Here is a 16,782-nt window from a genome sequence, read left to right as displayed (position 1 = left end):
AATGGTAGTTGGAATCGTACTAGCGGCAGTTGTCATACTACTTTTACTTATTACGGTAGTAAAATGGCATCCATTTGTCGCGTTAATATTAACAGCAATTGGTGTAGGATTAGCAATGGGAATGCCATTGATTGGAACTTCACCAAAAGATCCAGGGATTATCGATTCTATTAAACTAGGGCTTGGTAATACGTTAGGGTTTTTAGCGATAGTTTTAGCATTAGGAACGATGCTTGGAAAAATGATGGCCGAATCTGGCGGTGCTGAACGAATTGCTAACACATTAATTGGTCGTTTTGGGAAGAAACGTGTTCACTGGGCAATGATGTTCGTTGCATTTTTAGTAGGAATTCCGGTGTTTTTCCAAGTTGGATTTGTACTACTAATTCCATTAGTATTTACAATTGCGTTAGAAACAGGGGTATCACTTATTACAATCGGTATTCCACTAGTAGCAGGACTATCCGTTGTACACGGACTCGTGCCGCCACATCCAGCAGCGATGGCAGCGGTAGGTATTTTTAAAGCAGATGTAGGGAAAACAATTTTATATGCATTAATTGTCGGACTTCCAACTGCAATCATTTCAGGTCCGCTTTACGGGAAATGGATCGGTGCTCGTATACATAAAGAAGTACCATTAGATATAGCGGAGCAATTTATTGAAAGAGATAAGAAGAAGGAACTTCCTAGTTTCGGAAATACATTGTTTACTATTTTACTTCCAGTATTTCTTATGCTAGGTGCATCGATTGCAGAAGTAGCGCTAAACAAAACAAGTCAACTTGCACAAGTATTGCACTTTATTGGAGATCCAATAGTCGCATTATTAATTGCAACGATATACTCTTTCTTTAGTCTTGGTTATGCGAAAGGTTTCTCAAAAGATAAAGTATTACAATTTACAAATGATTGTTTAGGACCTATTGCGAACATACTGTTAGTTATTGGTGCAGGCGGAGCATTTAATAAAGTGTTATTAGATTCTGGAATTGGAACGACAATCGCAGAAATGGCGAAAGAATCTCATATTTCACCGATATTATTAGGCTGGGGAATTGCGGCACTTATCCGAATTGCGACTGGATCTGCTACAGTTTCTATGATGACAGCAGCTGGAATTGTAGCACCGATTGCAGTAAGTACACCAGGTGTAAATGTTGAACTACTAGCACTTGCAACAGGTGCAGGGTCATTAATTTTATCACATGTAAATGATTCTGGATTTTGGATGATTAAAGAATATTTTGGAATGACTGTGAAAGAAACATTATTAACATGGACTGCAATGGAGACGATATTATCTGTTGTAGCACTTGGACTAATTTCTTTATTAAATATATTTGTATAGAATGGGAGATTGATTAATATGAAACTAGGTTTAATTGGATTAGGAAAAATGGGATTTCCATTAGCAGAACATTTATATGAAGACAAGCATGAAGTCGTTGTATACGACGTTAATAAAGAACTTGTTGAAAAAGCAGGGGCTTTGGGGATTACTGCTCGTCATACATTAAAAGAAATGATTGCTGAACTAGAAGCCCCTCGTACAATTTGGGTAATGGTACCTGCGGGAGAAGTTGTTGAGTCAGTATTAAAAGATGTATATCCATTATTAGAGGAAGGCGATATCGTTATTGAAGGCGGAAATTCATTCTATAAAGATACGTTACGCCGTGCTGAAGAAGCGAAAAGCTTTGGTTTACATTACGTAGATATCGGTACATCAGGCGGTGTAGAAGGAGCTAGATACGGTGCTTGTTTAATGGTTGGTGGAGAAAAAGAAATTTACGATCAATTAGAACCTTTATTTAAAGATTTAGCAGTAGAGAATGGACATTCTTATGCAGGCCGCGTTGGAAGTGGTCATTTCTTAAAAATGGTTCATAACGGTATTGAGTACGGTATGATGCAAGCAATCGCTGAAGGGTTTGAAGTGTTGGATAAAAGTGATTTTGATTTCAATTATGAAGATGTTGCAAAAGTATGGGCAAACGGATCAGTTATCCGTGGTTGGTTAATGGACTTAACTGAAAAGGCATTTGCAGATGATCCAAAACTAGATGGCATTAAAGGTGTGATGAACTCTTCAGGAGAAGGGAAATGGACTGTGGAAACGGCACTTGAACTTCAGGCGGCAGCACCGGTAATCGCAATGTCATTATTTATGCGCTATCGTTCTCAAGAAGATGATACATTCCACGGAAAAGTAGTTTCAGCGTTACGTAATCAGTTCGGTGGACATGAAGTTGTAAAAAAATAAAGATGTTTTGAAAAGAAACTTGTGCATAAGCGCAAGTTTCTTTTTTTGTGTAAGGAAACTCTAATTTAAAAATACCAATCAACCATCGTTTTTTTATCACATATGATAGCTTCAACATGTATTGATTGAACAACGTGTTCTATATTTTCGTCTTTCGCTAATAAAAAAGTTGTAAAGGAATCAAACACACTCATGAATGCATAATCCATGTTTTCATCAGTAATAATGAACTCACTACAGATAAGGTCCCAAATATTTAAGGGGGTAGTATCATTTGCCTGTAATGATACGTTTGTATCAAATATTGGTTCAGAGAAATATAGATTTTTTGCACCTTTAGAACCGAGGAGTTTCAGTAAATTATGTAATAAAAATATAGATGTATAATCTTCCGTTGGATAATAAAGGTCTTGTTTAAAGTTTGTATGTAGCTTTTTAGCTAAGTCGTCTCTTTTATATTCTCCTGTAAAGGCACTAATGGAAGTCAACATGGCTGTTGCTAGTTCTGTGTAGGAATTTAGTCCGCTATAAGACATCATTTCCTTCCAAGAAACGGATTTCCCATTTTGAAGGATTTCTTCAGCGCTTGGATATATGTGTTCGTAAGGTCTTTTTCTTACTGAGTTTTCCCACCCTGAAGGCATTTGGACAAAAGGATGTAGTAGTATAGCTGCAGATTTAAAGTTGCTTGGTAGTTGTTCTAAAATTGGGGATTTGTCATCTAGCCAAATGTAATCCAACAAAATAAAACCTCCTCGTAAACTATATAGTATACTGAGTTTTCTGTTAAGTGATATATATTCATTTTGTACTGATTGTATCAAAAATATAGTGAAGCATGAAAGATGTCCCAACATAAAAATAAGAATAAATAAAATGAAATTTTCATAAATAGTAAAAGGATGATTATGTCATCAGTGTAGCTATGAAGTGGTGTTACATATGAAAAGAGCGTGTTAATAAAATATGAGGTGGTTAAATGAGTAATGAGCAAGTTAAGAAGGCAAGGGAAGAAAAAAAGTTATGTCTTTGTATGATTGTTAAAAACGAGTCTAGAATTATGGAAAGATGTTTAAATGCTACAAAATCAATTGTAGATTTTGTTTCTATTTGTGATACGGGATCAACTGATCATACACCTGAAATTATTGAAAATTGGTGTAAAGAAAATGATATCCCTGGAACAGTTCATCATGAACCATTTCAAAACTTTGGTTATAACAGAAGTTTAGCTGTTTCATTGGCACAAAAAACATATCCAGAAGCAGATTATTTATTAATATTAGATGCAGATATGATATTAGAAGTTGATCCTGAGTTTGATAAGACTAGTTTAACAGAAGACCATTATCTTACATTGCAATATGATATTCATATTAAGTATTGGCTTACACGCCTTTTGAAAGCTTCTTTACCATGGAAATCTGTTGGTGTTACTCATGAGTATTGGGATATAGATCGTTCCAAAGTTGGTGCGAATTACAATACGAGAGTAGCAAGGTTAGAGACGCTTGTCGTTAACGACCCTGGGGATGGTGGTAGTAAAGCTGATAAATTTGAGAGAGATGAGAGATTGTTGTTAGAAGGGATTAATGATCCAGAAACAACGCCTGATTTGCATATAAGATATTTATTTTATTTAGCCCAAACATATTTTCATTTAAGTCAATTTGAAGATTCGATTAAATGGTATAAAAAACGAGTGGAAGCAGGCGGATGGGTTGAAGAGGTTTTCTATTCGTTATTGCGAATAGGATTTTGTTATGAACAATTAGCAAACCGTTCAGCAAATAAACAACATGAAGTAACAGAAGCGGATGAACAAGAAAATATGAAGAAGCAAGAAGAGCAATATACAGCATTAGCTATTCTTTATTTTCAAAAAGCATGGGAGTATAGACCAACCCGGGCTGAGCCATTATACCAACTTGCAAGAATGTATCGATTAAAATCTCAAAATAATATTGCTTTGATGTATGCCCTGCAAGGGAAGGAAGTTCCTTTTCCGAAAAATGATCTTCTATTTGTAGATTATCATGTGTATGATTACTTATTTGACTATGAGATTTCTATAAGTGCTTTTTATATACCGCATAAAAAACATTTAGGTGCAGTGTCACAAAAATTTTTGGAATCGAAAAAAGAAGAGTTGCCGTTGCATATAGCAAATATGGTAGAAAGTAATGCGAAATTTTATTAAATACAATTTCGGTTAAAGGAGTAGTGGAGTAATAATGGAATTAATACGATGGGCGCTAGAACTAGGGGAATCTGTGCATGGGAATACGTATGAAGAATTGATGCCACTACTAGATTATTATTATGATCGTGATCATTTAAAAGCGTATTGTATCGCAAATCTTCTTTTAGACATGGACGTAGCAGATGAGCATCGGCAAAGAATCGAATTAAGAAGATGCATTGCTGCTTATTATGCTGGATTATATAAAGTAGCAAAAAAACATGCAAATGAGCTTTTACTTAAACACCCGGATGTGGATTTATATAAAAATAATTTAAGGCTAATGGAAGCTTATTTGAATAAAGAATATGATTATTGTCTTTTTATATGCCCAAAGACGTATGGTAGTTTCATAGATGTTGCGCGAGCTTTGAAATGGCGATTGGAGCAGGAGGGAAATACAGCAATTATATCAGAAACAATACTAGAAAATGTGAAAAATACAATTGTTTTTGGAGCGCATACATATGCACATAACCCGAATCTACTTCCGAAAAATGCAATTATTTATAATTTAGAACAATTATATGAAGGAAGCCCTTATGCGCACCCACTTTATTTAATGTTATTAAAAGATAAGAAAATTTGGGATTATAGCAAACAAAATATAGAGTGGTTAAAACAAAAAGGGGTAGGTAAAGAAATAAGCCATGTAGGAATGAACTATGCGCCAACTTTGGAAATAAAAAAAGATGCATTTGAAGATGAGATCACTGAAGACATCGATATACTGTTTATAGGTGCTCTTAATCCGAGGCGGCAAGCTATTTTGGATCAATTAAAAGCAGTTGCCCCGAATTTAAATATTGTTTTTAAAAATAATGCGTGGGGAATTGTTAGAAATGAGTTGATTGCTAGGTCTAAAATTATATTAAATATTCATTTTTACTTATCAGGCATTCTTGAAACACCTCGAGTTTCTTATGCAGTGGCAAATAAGAAATTTATTATTTCGGAAAATAGTAATCCAGAGGATGAGATAGAGTGGCCAGGAATTGTGTTTACTCCGTACGAAAAAATAATAGAAAATATTATGAAATATGTAGCCTTACCAGAAGAACGTATCAAATTAGCAGAAAAAGCGTATACCCATTTTGAAGCGAAAGGAAGCATAGGTATACTGAGCCATAAAGAGGAGGAAAAGTAATTGTGAAGGACTCATACTTTCGTATGGGTTCTTTTTTACGTCTATCATACTATTTTATCAAGCTAGTTACCTCTTTATATTGTGTTTTGTGTAGAAATTTCTGATAATATATAAGTATAACTTGAAAATAAAGGGGAGAAATAATTATGAAACTAGTCGTTATTAACGGTACACCAAGAAAATTTGGTAGAACTCGTGTGGTTGCAAAATATATTGCTGATCAATTTGAAGGGGAGTTATACGATTTAGCAGCAGAGGAACTGCCTTTATATAATGGGGAAGAATCACAACGTGAATTAGAAGCGGTAAAAAAATTAAAGGCATTAGTGAAAACTGCAGACGGTGTAGTACTATGTACACCAGAATATCATAATGCAATGAGCGGAGCGCTGAAAAATTCGTTAGATTACTTAAGTAGTAGTGAATTTGTTCATAAACCTGTCGCATTACTTGCAGTGGCTGGAGGCGGTAAAGGTGGAATTAACGCATTAAACAGTATGCGCATTGTAGCTAGAGGGGTATACGCAAATGCAATCCCAAAACAAGTTGTGCTTGATGGACTTCATGTACAAGATGGTGAACTGGGAGAAGATGCAAAACCATTAATTCATGATTTAGTTAAAGAATTAAAAGCGTATATGGGCGTATATAAAGAGGTGAAAAAACAACTAGGAGTGGAGTGATATGCCCTCTCTGTATAAAGATTCACGCTTGTATTTCAATCTAGGGGCCAATAGTCTATCAGCTATTGGTTCCGGAATTGTTATGATAACGATTCCGTGGTTGTTAATTAAAGAGAGTGGAGGAGAGACAACGTTTGGATATGTTTCTATCGTTGCAACCCTCATTACGTTTTTATTAACACCATTCATTGGGCAAAGCATTGATCGTTTTTCAAGAAAATCTTTATTGTTATGTAACGAAGGTATCGGGATAGCCGTTATAGGAATGATGACTATATGGGGATTTGCCAGGCAATCTTATCATTCTATTTATTACATTATTATTTATATAGCAGGGTCATTCTATTATCTATTATTCTATCCTACAATTTTTGCATTTAATCAAGAAATATTTCAATCAGAACATTATAAAAGTTTAAGTGGAACGATGGAGATCCAATGACAGTTAACACAAGTTATTTCAGGAGCGGCTGCGAGCTTTTTAATTGAAATTAAGGTTGGGGTAATGCTCCCATTTTACCTATTAAGCTATATATTGATCCTATCATTAGGAATCGCTCTTTATTATGTGATATCACAACGTAAACTCGGAGCGGATGTTCCGAATAAATCACTCGTTTAAAAAATACTTCTGCCTTCCTATCTTTTTCTATATAATAAAAAGAAAGGGAGTGCAAACTTATTTATGAACAAATGGATCTTGCTTATAATTTTATTATTACCACCACTATACATTCTTTATATGACGTTTCGGATGAAGCAGGTTGCTCGTGAAAAATTGAGCCATCACTCTCCATACGTTCTTATATTAGGCGCAAAATTATTTGGAGATAAACCGTCTGTATCTCTTCAAAATCGTTTGGATGTAGCATTGGAATATCTAGTTTCCTATCCTACAGTGAAAGTAATTGTTTCAGGTGGTCAAGGAGAAGATGAAGATATACCGGAAGCTCATAGTATGAGAAATTATTTAATGGTACATGGTATAGATGAGAGTCGTATTTTAATAGAAGATCAATCTACAAATACGTATGAAAATGTAAAGTTTAGTATGGATTTATATGATGTGAAACATGCGGTAGTTGTAAGTAATACGTATCATTTATATAGAACGAAAATAATTGCAAAGCGTTTAGGCATGAAGATGGAGGCACTAGCTGCTGAAACGCCAATACGCTCTAAGAGAAAAATGTATGTGCGTGAATATGCCGCTATTATGAAAACAATATTGTTAGACCGTTAGAGCTCAAATGTGAGCTCTTTTTTTGTAGAATAATGCGTATCATTTGAAATGAATTCCATATTCCATCAAAATAAAGGAAACAACGATAAAGGAGTTGTATTTGTGATTCAGTTTAATCAAGTGTCAAAATCATATGAAGATGGCACAAAAGCAGTGGATTCATTGCATTTAGAAATTAAAAAGGGAGAGTTTTTTGTCCTTATTGGCCCGAGTGGTTGCGGGAAAACAACGACAATGAAGATGATTAATCGTTTAATTGAAACGACTGAAGGCTCAATTTTAATCGATGGAAAAGATATTCAACAATACAATATTAATGAATTACGCTGGGATATAGGGTACGTGTTGCAACAAATCGCTTTGTTCCCGCATATGACAATTGCAGAAAATATTGCAGTTGTTCCTGAAATGAGAAAGTGGAGCAAAGAAAAAACAAAAGCCCGTGTCGATGAATTGTTACAGATGGTTGGGCTAGATCCAGACGTATATCGCGATCGTATGCCTGATGAATTATCAGGGGGTCAAAAGCAGCGCGTTGGTGTTGTACGGGCATTAGCCGCAAATCCAAAAATCGTTCTTATGGACGAACCATTTAGTGCGTTAGATCCATTAAGTAGGGAGCAGCTTCAGAAGGATATTGTACAATTGCAAAAAAAGATTCAAAAAACAATTGTATTCGTAACACATGATATGCAAGAAGCATTATCGCTTGGAGATCGTATTTGTATTATGAAAGAAGGAAAAGTTGTTCAATTAGATACACCAGAAGGAATTATACATAATCCGAAAAATGAATTTGTAGAAGAGTTCATTGGAAATCGTGGACGACCTTGGTATGAAGGGAAAAGTATAGAAGATGTATTGCCACTTGATGAAAGTATGCGGGTAGAAGATGGGGATGCACTATCATTACATTCTCCTTTACAAGAAGCATTAGTTCGTGTACGAGCTGACGAAGTCGTTCCAGTTGAAGAAAATGGTCAATATGTTGGAGTTTTAACAAGTCGTCATATTGTCAATTACATTGTTGAACAAATGAAGGAAAGAGGCTAAACAGTGACTGATTTTATACAAACGTTCCAAGAACGAAAAATAGAATTACTAACTGCATTAAGTGAGCATTTACAAATATCGCTTATTTCACTATTTTTTGCAGTAATTATTGCGGTGCCGCTTGGCATTTTATTAACGAGAAAAGAACGGATGGCAGAGTTTATTATAGGAACTTCTGCAGTAATGCAAACAGTGCCATCACTTGCATTACTCGGACTATTAATTCCGTTAGTAGGAATTGGAAAGCTTCCGGCCATTATCGCATTAGTTGTGTATGCACTATTACCTATTTTACGCAATACATATACAGGAATAAGGGAGTTAGATGAATCTTTAATTGAAGCAGCGAGAGCTATGGGGATGAATAGCTGGAGAAGACTGTGGAAAATAGAACTACCACTAGCGCTTCCGATTATTATGGCCGGTATTCGTACGGCGATGGTATTAATTGTTGGAACGGCTACATTAGCAGCTCTTATAGGTGCTGGTGGGCTCGGTAAACTCATTTTACTTGGTATCGATCGAAATGATCATGCACTTATCATTTTAGGGGCCGTACCAGCCGCGTTACTCGCTTTATTCTTTGATATAGTACTTCGCGTGCTAGAGAGTCCAAAACGCTCTTCTAAGCGCGTTATATTGACGATATGCATCGCTCTTGTAATAGTCGTCTCTCCATTTCTTTGGAATACACAAAAGAAAGATATTGTTATTGCCGGCAAACTTGGATCAGAACCTGAAATTTTAATTCAAATGTATAAGCAACTTATTGAACAAGACACAGATTTACACGTAGAATTAAAACCAGGTCTTGGAAAAACTGCATTTGTATTTGAAGCGTTGAAATCAGGAGAAGTAGATATATACCCTGAGTTTTCGGGAACAGCTTTATCTACTTTCGTGAAAGAAGAGCCAAAAAGCACAAATCGGGATGAAGTATATGAGCAGGCTCGCATTGGAATGGAAAAGAAATATAATATGGTTATGTTGAAGCCGATGGAATATAACAATACATACGCACTAGCTATGCCGAAAAAAATAGCAGATCAAAATAATATAAATACAATTTCTGATTTAGGAAATATTGCACAGGATGCGAAAGTAGGATTCACATTAGAATTTGCTGATCGTGAAGACGGTTATAAAGGAATGCAAAAATTATATAACTATAAGTTTTCAAATGTGAAAACGATGGAACCGAAACTACGTTATAGTGCAATTCAATCAGGAGATGTTAACGTAATCGATGCATATTCAACAGATAGTGAACTTGAGCAATACGGACTGAAAGTACTAAAAGATGATAAAGGGTTATTCCCGCCGTACCAAGGTGCACCATTATTAAGAAAAGAGACATTAGAGAAATATCCTGAACTTGAAAAAGTATTAAATACATTGTCTGGGAAGATTACAGATGAAGAAATGCGAAAAATGAATTACGAAGTAAATGTGAATGGAAAAAGTAGTGAAGAAGTTGCGAAACAATTTTTACAAAAAGAGAATTTACTTCGCTAATTTTACAAGAAATATACAAATTTATATATGTGAAATGACCGTTCATTACAAAATGAACGGTTTTTTTGTGCATACTTATACATTTTTTCAAAAAAGTATTCCATTTTTCTTCATTTTCTTTTAGAATAAGTAATGTTTTCCTGAAAAAATATAAGAGAAACGTCTATTAGAGAAAAAGGTGACTTTAATAGTTGAACGAACATAACACCTAGAATGACAGATGGGGTGGTACAAATAGAAAAGAAGTTAGGTTTTTTTCCATTAATTGCATTAGTAGTCGGAACAATGGTCGGTGGCGGTGTTTTTAGTTTACCGCATGATTTAGCAGTAGGAGCAAATAGTGGCTCTATAATAATTGGTTGGTGTATTACAGCGATGGGAATGATTCCACTCGCGCTCGTATATCAAACGTTAGCAAGACAAAAACCGGAGCTTGAGGGCGGAATTTATAGTTATGCACGTGCTGGTTTCGGAGAATATATCGGATTTAACAGTGCTTGGGGATATTGGCTAGCAGGAATTTTAGGAAACGTTGCAACAATCATGTTACTGTTTAGTACATTAGGTTATTTCTTCCCCATTTTTAAAGGCGGAAATAATGTTGCATCTATCGTTGGAGCATCACTTTTATTATGGACACTTCATTTTCTGATTTTATTTGGAATTCGTGAAGCATCTATTATGAATGTTATTGCAACGATAGGGAAATTGGTTCCAATCGTATTATTTATTGTTGTAATGGTAACAGCGTTTCGCTGGGATACATTTACACATGATTTTTGGGGAGAAGGAACGATCTCAGTTTCCTCTATACTTGGTCAAGTGAAAAATACAATGCTTGTAACTCTTTGGGTTTTCATTGGGGTTGAAGGAGCGGTTGTATTATCTGGTAGAGCGAAAAATAGCCGAGATGTTGGTAAAGCGACAGTACTTGGACTTATTTTAGTAATGTCTATTTATATTTTAATTTCTGTCTTGTCAATGGGAGCGATGACAAGAGGAGAGCTTTCCGTGTTAGAAACCCCGTCAATGGGACATGTATTAGAACATGTTGTTGGGACGTGGGGCGCAGTTGCGATTAACATCGGGTTAGTTGCTTCACTTGTAGGTACATTAATAGGCTGGTTTTTACTTGTTTCTGAAATTTCCCATGTAGCAGGAAAAGATGGCGTGTTTCCGAAAGTCTTTACGAAAACAAATAAAAAACAAACGCCACATATGGCATTATGGATCTCAAACGGCGTTGCCCAAATTATATTTATAATCGTTCTGTTTTCAGAATCAACATATCAAATTATGTATTTCATTGCTTCAACATCAATTTTAGTACCGTATTTATTATCAGCGTTATTCCAATTCAAATTAGTTATTACAAACGAACTAAAAGATGCAAAAGTAAAAAACGGCTCGTTAGCTTTAATTGCTTCTACTTATTCTGTATGGCTTCTATATGCAGCGGGTTTGAAAAATTTATTGCTTGTTTCAATTGTATATGGAATCGGGATTATTGTTTACATGTATGCAAGAAAAGAAAAAGGAAATCGTTGTTTTAGAGGTATTGAGAGATATGTAATGTGGGCAATTGTTATTGCAGCGATCACATCACTTTATATGTTATTGACTGGAAATATAAAAATGTAAAAGTCCTTTTAAATAAAGGGCTTTTTTCTTTGTCTAGAGAATATTTAATTCATAAGATATTCAGGAGGGATGAAAATGGAAGAAAAAGAACAGTTAACCAGAATTGTTGATTTAGCGAGTGAAGTAAGGAAAGTATTAGTGCAAGAATCCTTTTTTAATCATCATCCTGAACTACGAGGAGTGATTGAAAATTTAGCGAGTGCTGTAGAGAATTTGGCGGAATTACAGCAAAATAAAGATGAAAACGCTGAAGATCGTTTACGTTATGTACTTGCTAAAATGAAAATTGCTCATAATGCCATTTTACAAGAGAAAAACGCATTTCCATCTCATTAATATACGTTTTCATTTTGAACCTGGCGGATAACGTCAGGTTTTTTGTTTCTAGTTTTTCTTTTCTTTCATACACTAAGAATAGTATGAAAAAAAAGAAGGTGACGAAGGTGAAATTACATAAAGCTCTTCAACCAAGTTTTATAAAACGAATGTACTATATGAGGTTTATCGGAAAGTTTACAAAAGCAGAGAGAGAGAAGAATGGAGAGAATTTCTTTGTACAATGCCTATCGCCAATACCATTTACGTTACAAGAGCAACTAAAAAATGAAGCTTATGTATTTGAAGGTTTATGTAGTAATAAAAAGAATGAAAAAGTCTTTGCGGAATTAAAGAAAAGAAAATTAGAAAAGCAATTGGTTATGTTTCGTCTCTATTATGAAAGAGGAAATATATACGCGGAGTTAATTTGTACAGAAGAACCGCGAGAAATGGCAAACGGCTATAAAATGATTCCAGTACCTAAAGTTTCCGAGTACAAAAAAGGAGAGTCTTTAGAAAGAAAACTTAGTAATGGTTATTTGTCATTTCTAATGCCAAAATATCCGAAAGACTTTGAACCACCCGAATTATTGTGGCACGATGGAAGGTTATATGGAAATATATCTTTAAAGTCATCATCAATTAGTTCAATCGCATATTTTGAACAGCAGCGGGAATGTAAGTATATAGACTTTAATGACTGGATGAAACATGTGGAAATAGCGGTAGAAGATCAATTATATTTTGTAAGTAATCATGTGTATGAGCAATTAAAAAAACGAATAACTGAAGAAGGTAAGCTTGTAGAAGTAGAGGAAATAAAAGTGCAAAAGGATGAATGGGAATGGGATGAGCGTGAATCCGTCTTTTTACAGTATGTAAAAAATTTTGTACGTAATAAAGGGCTATATTTGGATGAAACGGACATTTATAATTTCCATATAAGTGCGAAAACAAATATGTTGACGATTCTAGGTGGTATACCAGGCGCTGGGAAATCCCGTTTTGTGCAAGCTTATGCAGAAGCACTTGGATTACAGTATGGCGAAGAATTAGTTTGGATTCCGATTTCACCATCGTACCAAGAACCACATGATTTAATTGGTTACCTTCACCCGAATGGTACTTTTATTGAAAGTGAAACAAAATTAGTTAGGGCGTTAATGAAGGCAAAAGAAAATCAAAACCAGCTGTATATAATCGTTTTTGATGAAATGAATATGTCACATATTGAGCATTGGTTTACTCCATTTCTATCTGTGCTTCAACTTGAAAAGCAAAATCGTATTTTAAATTTATATGAAGGTGTACAAGAAAAAGAAAATCCAATTCCACCATCAATTGAAATTGGAGAAAATATTATATTTGTAGGTACTATAAATTTTGATGAAACAACGAAAGAGCTCTCAGATCGATTATTAGATCGGACGAATTTAATAACGTTACAAAAGATTCCGTTTTGTGAAATGTGTATGGAACAAGAGAAAGTTGTATTACAACCTCCTCTGAAAGTAACCGCAGGAGAATTTCGTATAAATTGGATCAGGAATAAAACGATGATCGAGGTGTTTTCTGGGGAAGAGTTAGAACTGTTAGATAAGTTACATGCTGTATTGTCATCACACGATGCGTCAAAGGGAATTTCTTTTCGATGTGCAAACGCAATTGCTTCTTATTTGCAAAATATACCGTTCCAAAATAACCATTCCTATATGATCAGTAGAGAAGAGGGATTTGATTTACAAATCAAGCAACGTATATTGACGAAAATAAGAGGGACTGAAATGATGGTTGGATCTTTACTTTCTGAAGAAGTAAAAAGGGGAGCGACATTAGTACCTCTTTTGCAATCTTCACTTGCAAACAGAGTATCTACATTTGAACACTCTTTAGCATATATAAGAGAAAAGCGTAGAGAACTGGAGTTGTATGGCTATGCAAAATGAAGTACGATATGAAACAGAAATCGTTGATACGAAAGAAACACTCCCTTTTGTATTAAAATTAATCATTGGATCTGAGGCGAAAGGGGAATATATTTTATTAAATCGTCTTTGTACATCTACTACGGCATTAGTTCAATGTATTTATAAAGTACAAGAATTAAAACCAATCAGATTGCATTACCATTATGAAAGTCCAATGAATATTACTTTTATATGGAATAAAGTATATGAGGGGCAGAAAAATATAAAAGAGTCAAAGTATGAAATAAATGAAAAAAAACAAAAGGTATTAATATATGAACATGGAAAAACGGAATTCTTTTATCCATGGCGTTGTGGATTATATCATTTTGAAGTGAATATAGAAGATAGAACGTATTATGGCGCCTTTCAAATCGTTCCCAAAAATTTTTTTGATGATCAATTTGAAATGATTCAAAACTATGTAAAGTCAATTTTGAATGAGTTGATTTTAGATAGAGGTTATTATAAAAAGACTTTCTCTGCACTTAGTGATATTGAAGATTCTTCTTATTTAGTGTTACTTAGAAAATTGCCACAAAAAATGAAAAAGATAAAGCAAATTTTTAAGAAAATAGAATTGAGTTCAAAATTTATCCATGAATATAAATGGGAAGAAAAGGAGCGGAAAGCAACGAGAAAAGGAGCCATAGTGGCGGAAAGAAAACCTTATGCAAAAAAATATAATCGTAAGTTGATAGAACAAAAAAATAGTAAGGAAAATGCTTTTCTTAAATTTAAAGCGATGCAATTTAATCTCTATTTATTTGAAGCTGAAAGTTTTTTGCGTCAAACAATTGAAATATTAGAAAGAGAAAAAAAGAAGAAATCAGAAGAATTTCAAGCTGTAAAAACGATTATACAAACAATTGAGCGTAATGGATCAGTGACCGATAGAGAGAAACAAAAATATAAAAATATACATTTACTAAAAGAGGCGGATGTACGAAAGAGTTCTATGAAGATACAAGAATATAAAATATTATCACATTTTGTACATGGAAGTGTACAATACTTTCAAACTTTAATGCATTCGCCATTTTGGAGAGAAGTTGCTGAAACGGGTAACATAAACTCACATAATTTACCGATACCACATCAACAATTACTACAGCATTTAGATTTATTTCCACAATATATAGATCAATCTCCATCTTTACTATTTGTTTATAAACCCACATTTTTAGTGTATGAATATTACGCTTTTTTTATCGTTATTTCCATGTTAGAGCAAATTGGTTTTGAGGCTAGAAATTCCATTCGTGAACAAATACAAGAACATTTTTATGTAGATGGATTACAGGATGGAACGACAGTAGTTTTACACCGAGATGATATTAGAGTACATGTCGCATTTAATGATTTAATTGAAACGCATCCTCTTATTGCATTAAGTAAAGGGAGTAATTTTTATAATGGCGAAGACACGAAGAAGCCAGATATTCGTTTAGACTGTTATGTAAAGGAAGAAGGGAAATATGTATATCAATCTTCTATTATTATTGAAGTGAAGTATAGCCCCATGTACAATATTTTTCAGCATGTTGGAAATACGAAAGCAACTGAGCAAATGTATAAGTACTGGTCTATAAAATATGTAGAAGAACAGAATGGCAAGCGAGTCTATTATAGAAGGGCCATTTATGAAGTCATTTGTGTATATCCAGGAAGTCATATGCATAGTAAAAAAATTGAGTCTGGATGTGGTGTGTTCTTGCAATTATATCCGTATAAAACGAAACAAGGGGAAGAGAAATTAGCTGGAAAACATGGAATGGTACAAATTTTTGAGAAGTGGTTAAAAAGCATGAAGAAGTAAAAAAAATCCTTTTTTATAAAGGATTTTTTTAGATTAAGAAGAATTATATGCGGTATGGAAAGAAGTTTCATACGATTTGAATTTGAAAGTAATATGAATATGTTGTTAGAAGAACGGTACATGAGGAATAAAAGACGATTAAGATGGAATTTAATTCGTTTTACAGAATATAATAAGTCATAAATATTTTTAGTTGCATACGAAGATTTGTTCTTATATGATAGATAGTGAAAGCGTTATCAAAAACAGAGCGGCGATGGGAAAGGCGGGTAAATATGTTCCAGCGTGTTCAAACAAAGGAAGAACATTTTTGGTTCGAGCAACTATGGGGAGATTTTTGTGAAGAAAGAAACTTAATGTTCGTAGAACGTAATTTAAATCCATCACGATTTTTATTAATAGAAGATGAACATCATATTGGTACAGTAGAATGTATTAAGTATACGGTACCAGAGCAATCGAATTCTGAGTTTTTCTATCCGTTTTCTAAAAATGATCTAGTGAAAGATTTGAAAAATGTGTATGAAATAGGCAAGTTAAGTATTGCGAAAACGTCTCGTGGGAGAGGACACTTCAAAAGACTAACCGCTATTTTATTTATGCATGCATTAGAAACGAAAGCAGAATGGTATATTGCAGCAGTTACAAAAAGAATGTATATGTATTTGTTAACACTCGGTTTCCCAATTGAACCGATAGATAATCCATTTCAGTTTCATGATACTTTACAAGGTGTACCAGTACGAATTCATGCTCGAAAAGGGGCTACACATTTGTATTCTTTAAAAGAATTTCGAGATGTGATTCAAGGGAATGCACATGCACAGGCATTAATCGCAGAATACAGTAAGAATATTATGTTAACCAAATAAAACGAAATGAATATGT

At 34.2% G+C, this 16,782-nt stretch carries 13 protein-coding genes and 2 pseudogenes; 14 read left to right on the top strand and 1 reads right to left on the bottom strand.

Going from position 1 to position 16,782, the window contains the following annotated elements:
- The first annotated feature begins 1 nt into the window (after position 1).
- Together F8162_RS23610 and gnd are read left to right on the top strand one after the other, a co-directional pair.
- Entirely contained in the window at positions 2-1,351 is a 1,350-nt protein-coding gene (locus F8162_RS23610) for a GntP family permease (RefSeq protein ID WP_151630551.1), read from the top strand.
- An 18-nt stretch (positions 1,352-1,369) separates the two neighbouring features.
- A complete protein-coding gene (gene gnd, locus F8162_RS23605; protein WP_151630550.1) occupies positions 1,370-2,266 on the top strand; it encodes a phosphogluconate dehydrogenase (NAD(+)-dependent, decarboxylating) in 897 nt (298 codons plus the stop codon).
- Between the two features lie 65 nt (positions 2,267-2,331).
- Here the strand turns inward: gnd and F8162_RS23600 are convergent.
- Positions 2,332-3,106 (bottom strand): annotated as a pseudogene (locus F8162_RS23600) (DUF2711 family protein).
- 139 nt (positions 3,107-3,245) lie between these two features.
- On the opposite strand from F8162_RS23600, the gene F8162_RS23595 reads away from it, so the two are divergent.
- From F8162_RS23595 to F8162_RS23535, 12 genes and pseudogenes are all read left to right on the top strand, one after another.
- Complete coding sequence (locus tag F8162_RS23595; RefSeq protein ID WP_151630549.1) at positions 3,246-4,466, top strand: glycosyltransferase; 1,221 nt, start codon at positions 3,246-3,248, stop codon at positions 4,464-4,466.
- A 34-nt stretch (positions 4,467-4,500) separates the two neighbouring features.
- Positions 4,501-5,655 (top strand): glycosyltransferase family 1 protein, encoded by a 1,155-nt coding sequence (locus F8162_RS23590; protein WP_151630548.1) that lies wholly within the window; start codon positions 4,501-4,503, stop codon positions 5,653-5,655.
- Between the two features lie 146 nt (positions 5,656-5,801).
- On the top strand, positions 5,802-6,338 hold the full coding sequence (locus tag F8162_RS23585) for an NADPH-dependent FMN reductase (protein ID WP_087956346.1): 537 nt from the start codon (positions 5,802-5,804) through the stop codon (positions 6,336-6,338).
- Between the two features lies 1 nt (position 6,339).
- Positions 6,340-6,777: pseudogene (locus F8162_RS23580) on the top strand (MFS transporter); the annotation flags it as partial.
- A 246-nt stretch (positions 6,778-7,023) separates the two neighbouring features.
- Positions 7,024-7,581 carry a YdcF family protein gene (locus F8162_RS23570; RefSeq protein WP_151630547.1) on the top strand — a complete coding sequence of 186 codons (558 nt, stop codon included), beginning with the start codon at positions 7,024-7,026 and terminating at the stop codon, positions 7,579-7,581.
- Between the two features lie 102 nt (positions 7,582-7,683).
- Entirely contained in the window at positions 7,684-8,634 is a 951-nt protein-coding gene (locus F8162_RS23565; RefSeq protein ID WP_151630546.1) for an ABC transporter ATP-binding protein, read from the top strand.
- Between the two features lie 3 nt (positions 8,635-8,637).
- Positions 8,638-10,149, top strand: coding sequence for an ABC transporter permease/substrate-binding protein (locus tag F8162_RS23560; RefSeq protein WP_151630545.1), 1,512 nt, complete (start codon positions 8,638-8,640; stop codon positions 10,147-10,149).
- Between the two features lie 213 nt (positions 10,150-10,362).
- Positions 10,363-11,790, top strand: a complete 1,428-nt coding sequence (locus tag F8162_RS23555) for a basic amino acid/polyamine antiporter (RefSeq protein WP_151630544.1) — start codon at positions 10,363-10,365, stop codon at positions 11,788-11,790.
- A 75-nt stretch (positions 11,791-11,865) separates the two neighbouring features.
- Positions 11,866-12,126, top strand: a complete 261-nt coding sequence (locus tag F8162_RS23550) for a LemA domain protein (protein ID WP_151630543.1) — start codon at positions 11,866-11,868, stop codon at positions 12,124-12,126.
- A 107-nt stretch (positions 12,127-12,233) separates the two neighbouring features.
- Positions 12,234-14,054, top strand: a complete 1,821-nt coding sequence (locus tag F8162_RS23545) for an AAA family ATPase (RefSeq protein WP_151630542.1) — start codon at positions 12,234-12,236, stop codon at positions 14,052-14,054.
- Positions 14,044-15,894 (top strand): hypothetical protein, encoded by a 1,851-nt coding sequence (locus F8162_RS23540; protein ID WP_151630541.1) that lies wholly within the window; start codon positions 14,044-14,046, stop codon positions 15,892-15,894. The genes F8162_RS23545 and F8162_RS23540 overlap by 11 nt, the downstream gene beginning before the upstream one ends.
- Before the next feature lie 275 nt (positions 15,895-16,169).
- Positions 16,170-16,766: a hypothetical protein gene (locus tag F8162_RS23535; protein WP_016088027.1), complete on the top strand. Its 597-nt coding sequence runs from the start codon at positions 16,170-16,172 to the stop codon at positions 16,764-16,766.
- Positions 16,767-16,782: the final 16 nt, after the last annotated feature.

The organism is Bacillus sp. CH140a_4T, from assembly GCF_008923725.1.
In the GTDB taxonomy this organism is placed as follows: domain Bacteria; phylum Bacillota; class Bacilli; order Bacillales; family Bacillaceae_G; genus Bacillus_A.
Note: the sequence above shows the minus strand (reverse complement) of the source record. Positions and strands in the feature narration are given on the sequence as shown.

Excerpts from the sequence above, each read along its gene's own strand:
- F8162_RS23555 (WP_151630544.1), top strand. The coding sequence starts at position 10,363 with ATGACAGATGGGGTGGTACAAATAGAAAAGAAGTTAGGTTTTTTTCCA.
- gnd (WP_151630550.1), top strand. The coding sequence starts at position 1,370 with ATGAAACTAGGTTTAATTGGATTAGGAAAAATGGGATTTCCATTAGCA.
- F8162_RS23595 (WP_151630549.1), top strand. The coding sequence starts at position 3,246 with ATGAGTAATGAGCAAGTTAAGAAGGCAAGGGAAGAAAAAAAGTTATGT.
- F8162_RS23570 (WP_151630547.1), top strand. The coding sequence starts at position 7,024 with ATGAACAAATGGATCTTGCTTATAATTTTATTATTACCACCACTATAC.
- F8162_RS23585 (WP_087956346.1), top strand. The coding sequence starts at position 5,802 with ATGAAACTAGTCGTTATTAACGGTACACCAAGAAAATTTGGTAGAACT.
- F8162_RS23610 (WP_151630551.1), top strand. The coding sequence starts at position 2 with ATGGTAGTTGGAATCGTACTAGCGGCAGTTGTCATACTACTTTTACTT.
- F8162_RS23540 (WP_151630541.1), top strand. The coding sequence starts at position 14,044 with ATGCAAAATGAAGTACGATATGAAACAGAAATCGTTGATACGAAAGAA.
- F8162_RS23550 (WP_151630543.1), top strand. The coding sequence starts at position 11,866 with ATGGAAGAAAAAGAACAGTTAACCAGAATTGTTGATTTAGCGAGTGAA.
- F8162_RS23535 (WP_016088027.1), top strand. The coding sequence starts at position 16,170 with ATGTTCCAGCGTGTTCAAACAAAGGAAGAACATTTTTGGTTCGAGCAA.
- F8162_RS23590 (WP_151630548.1), top strand. The coding sequence starts at position 4,501 with ATGGAATTAATACGATGGGCGCTAGAACTAGGGGAATCTGTGCATGGG.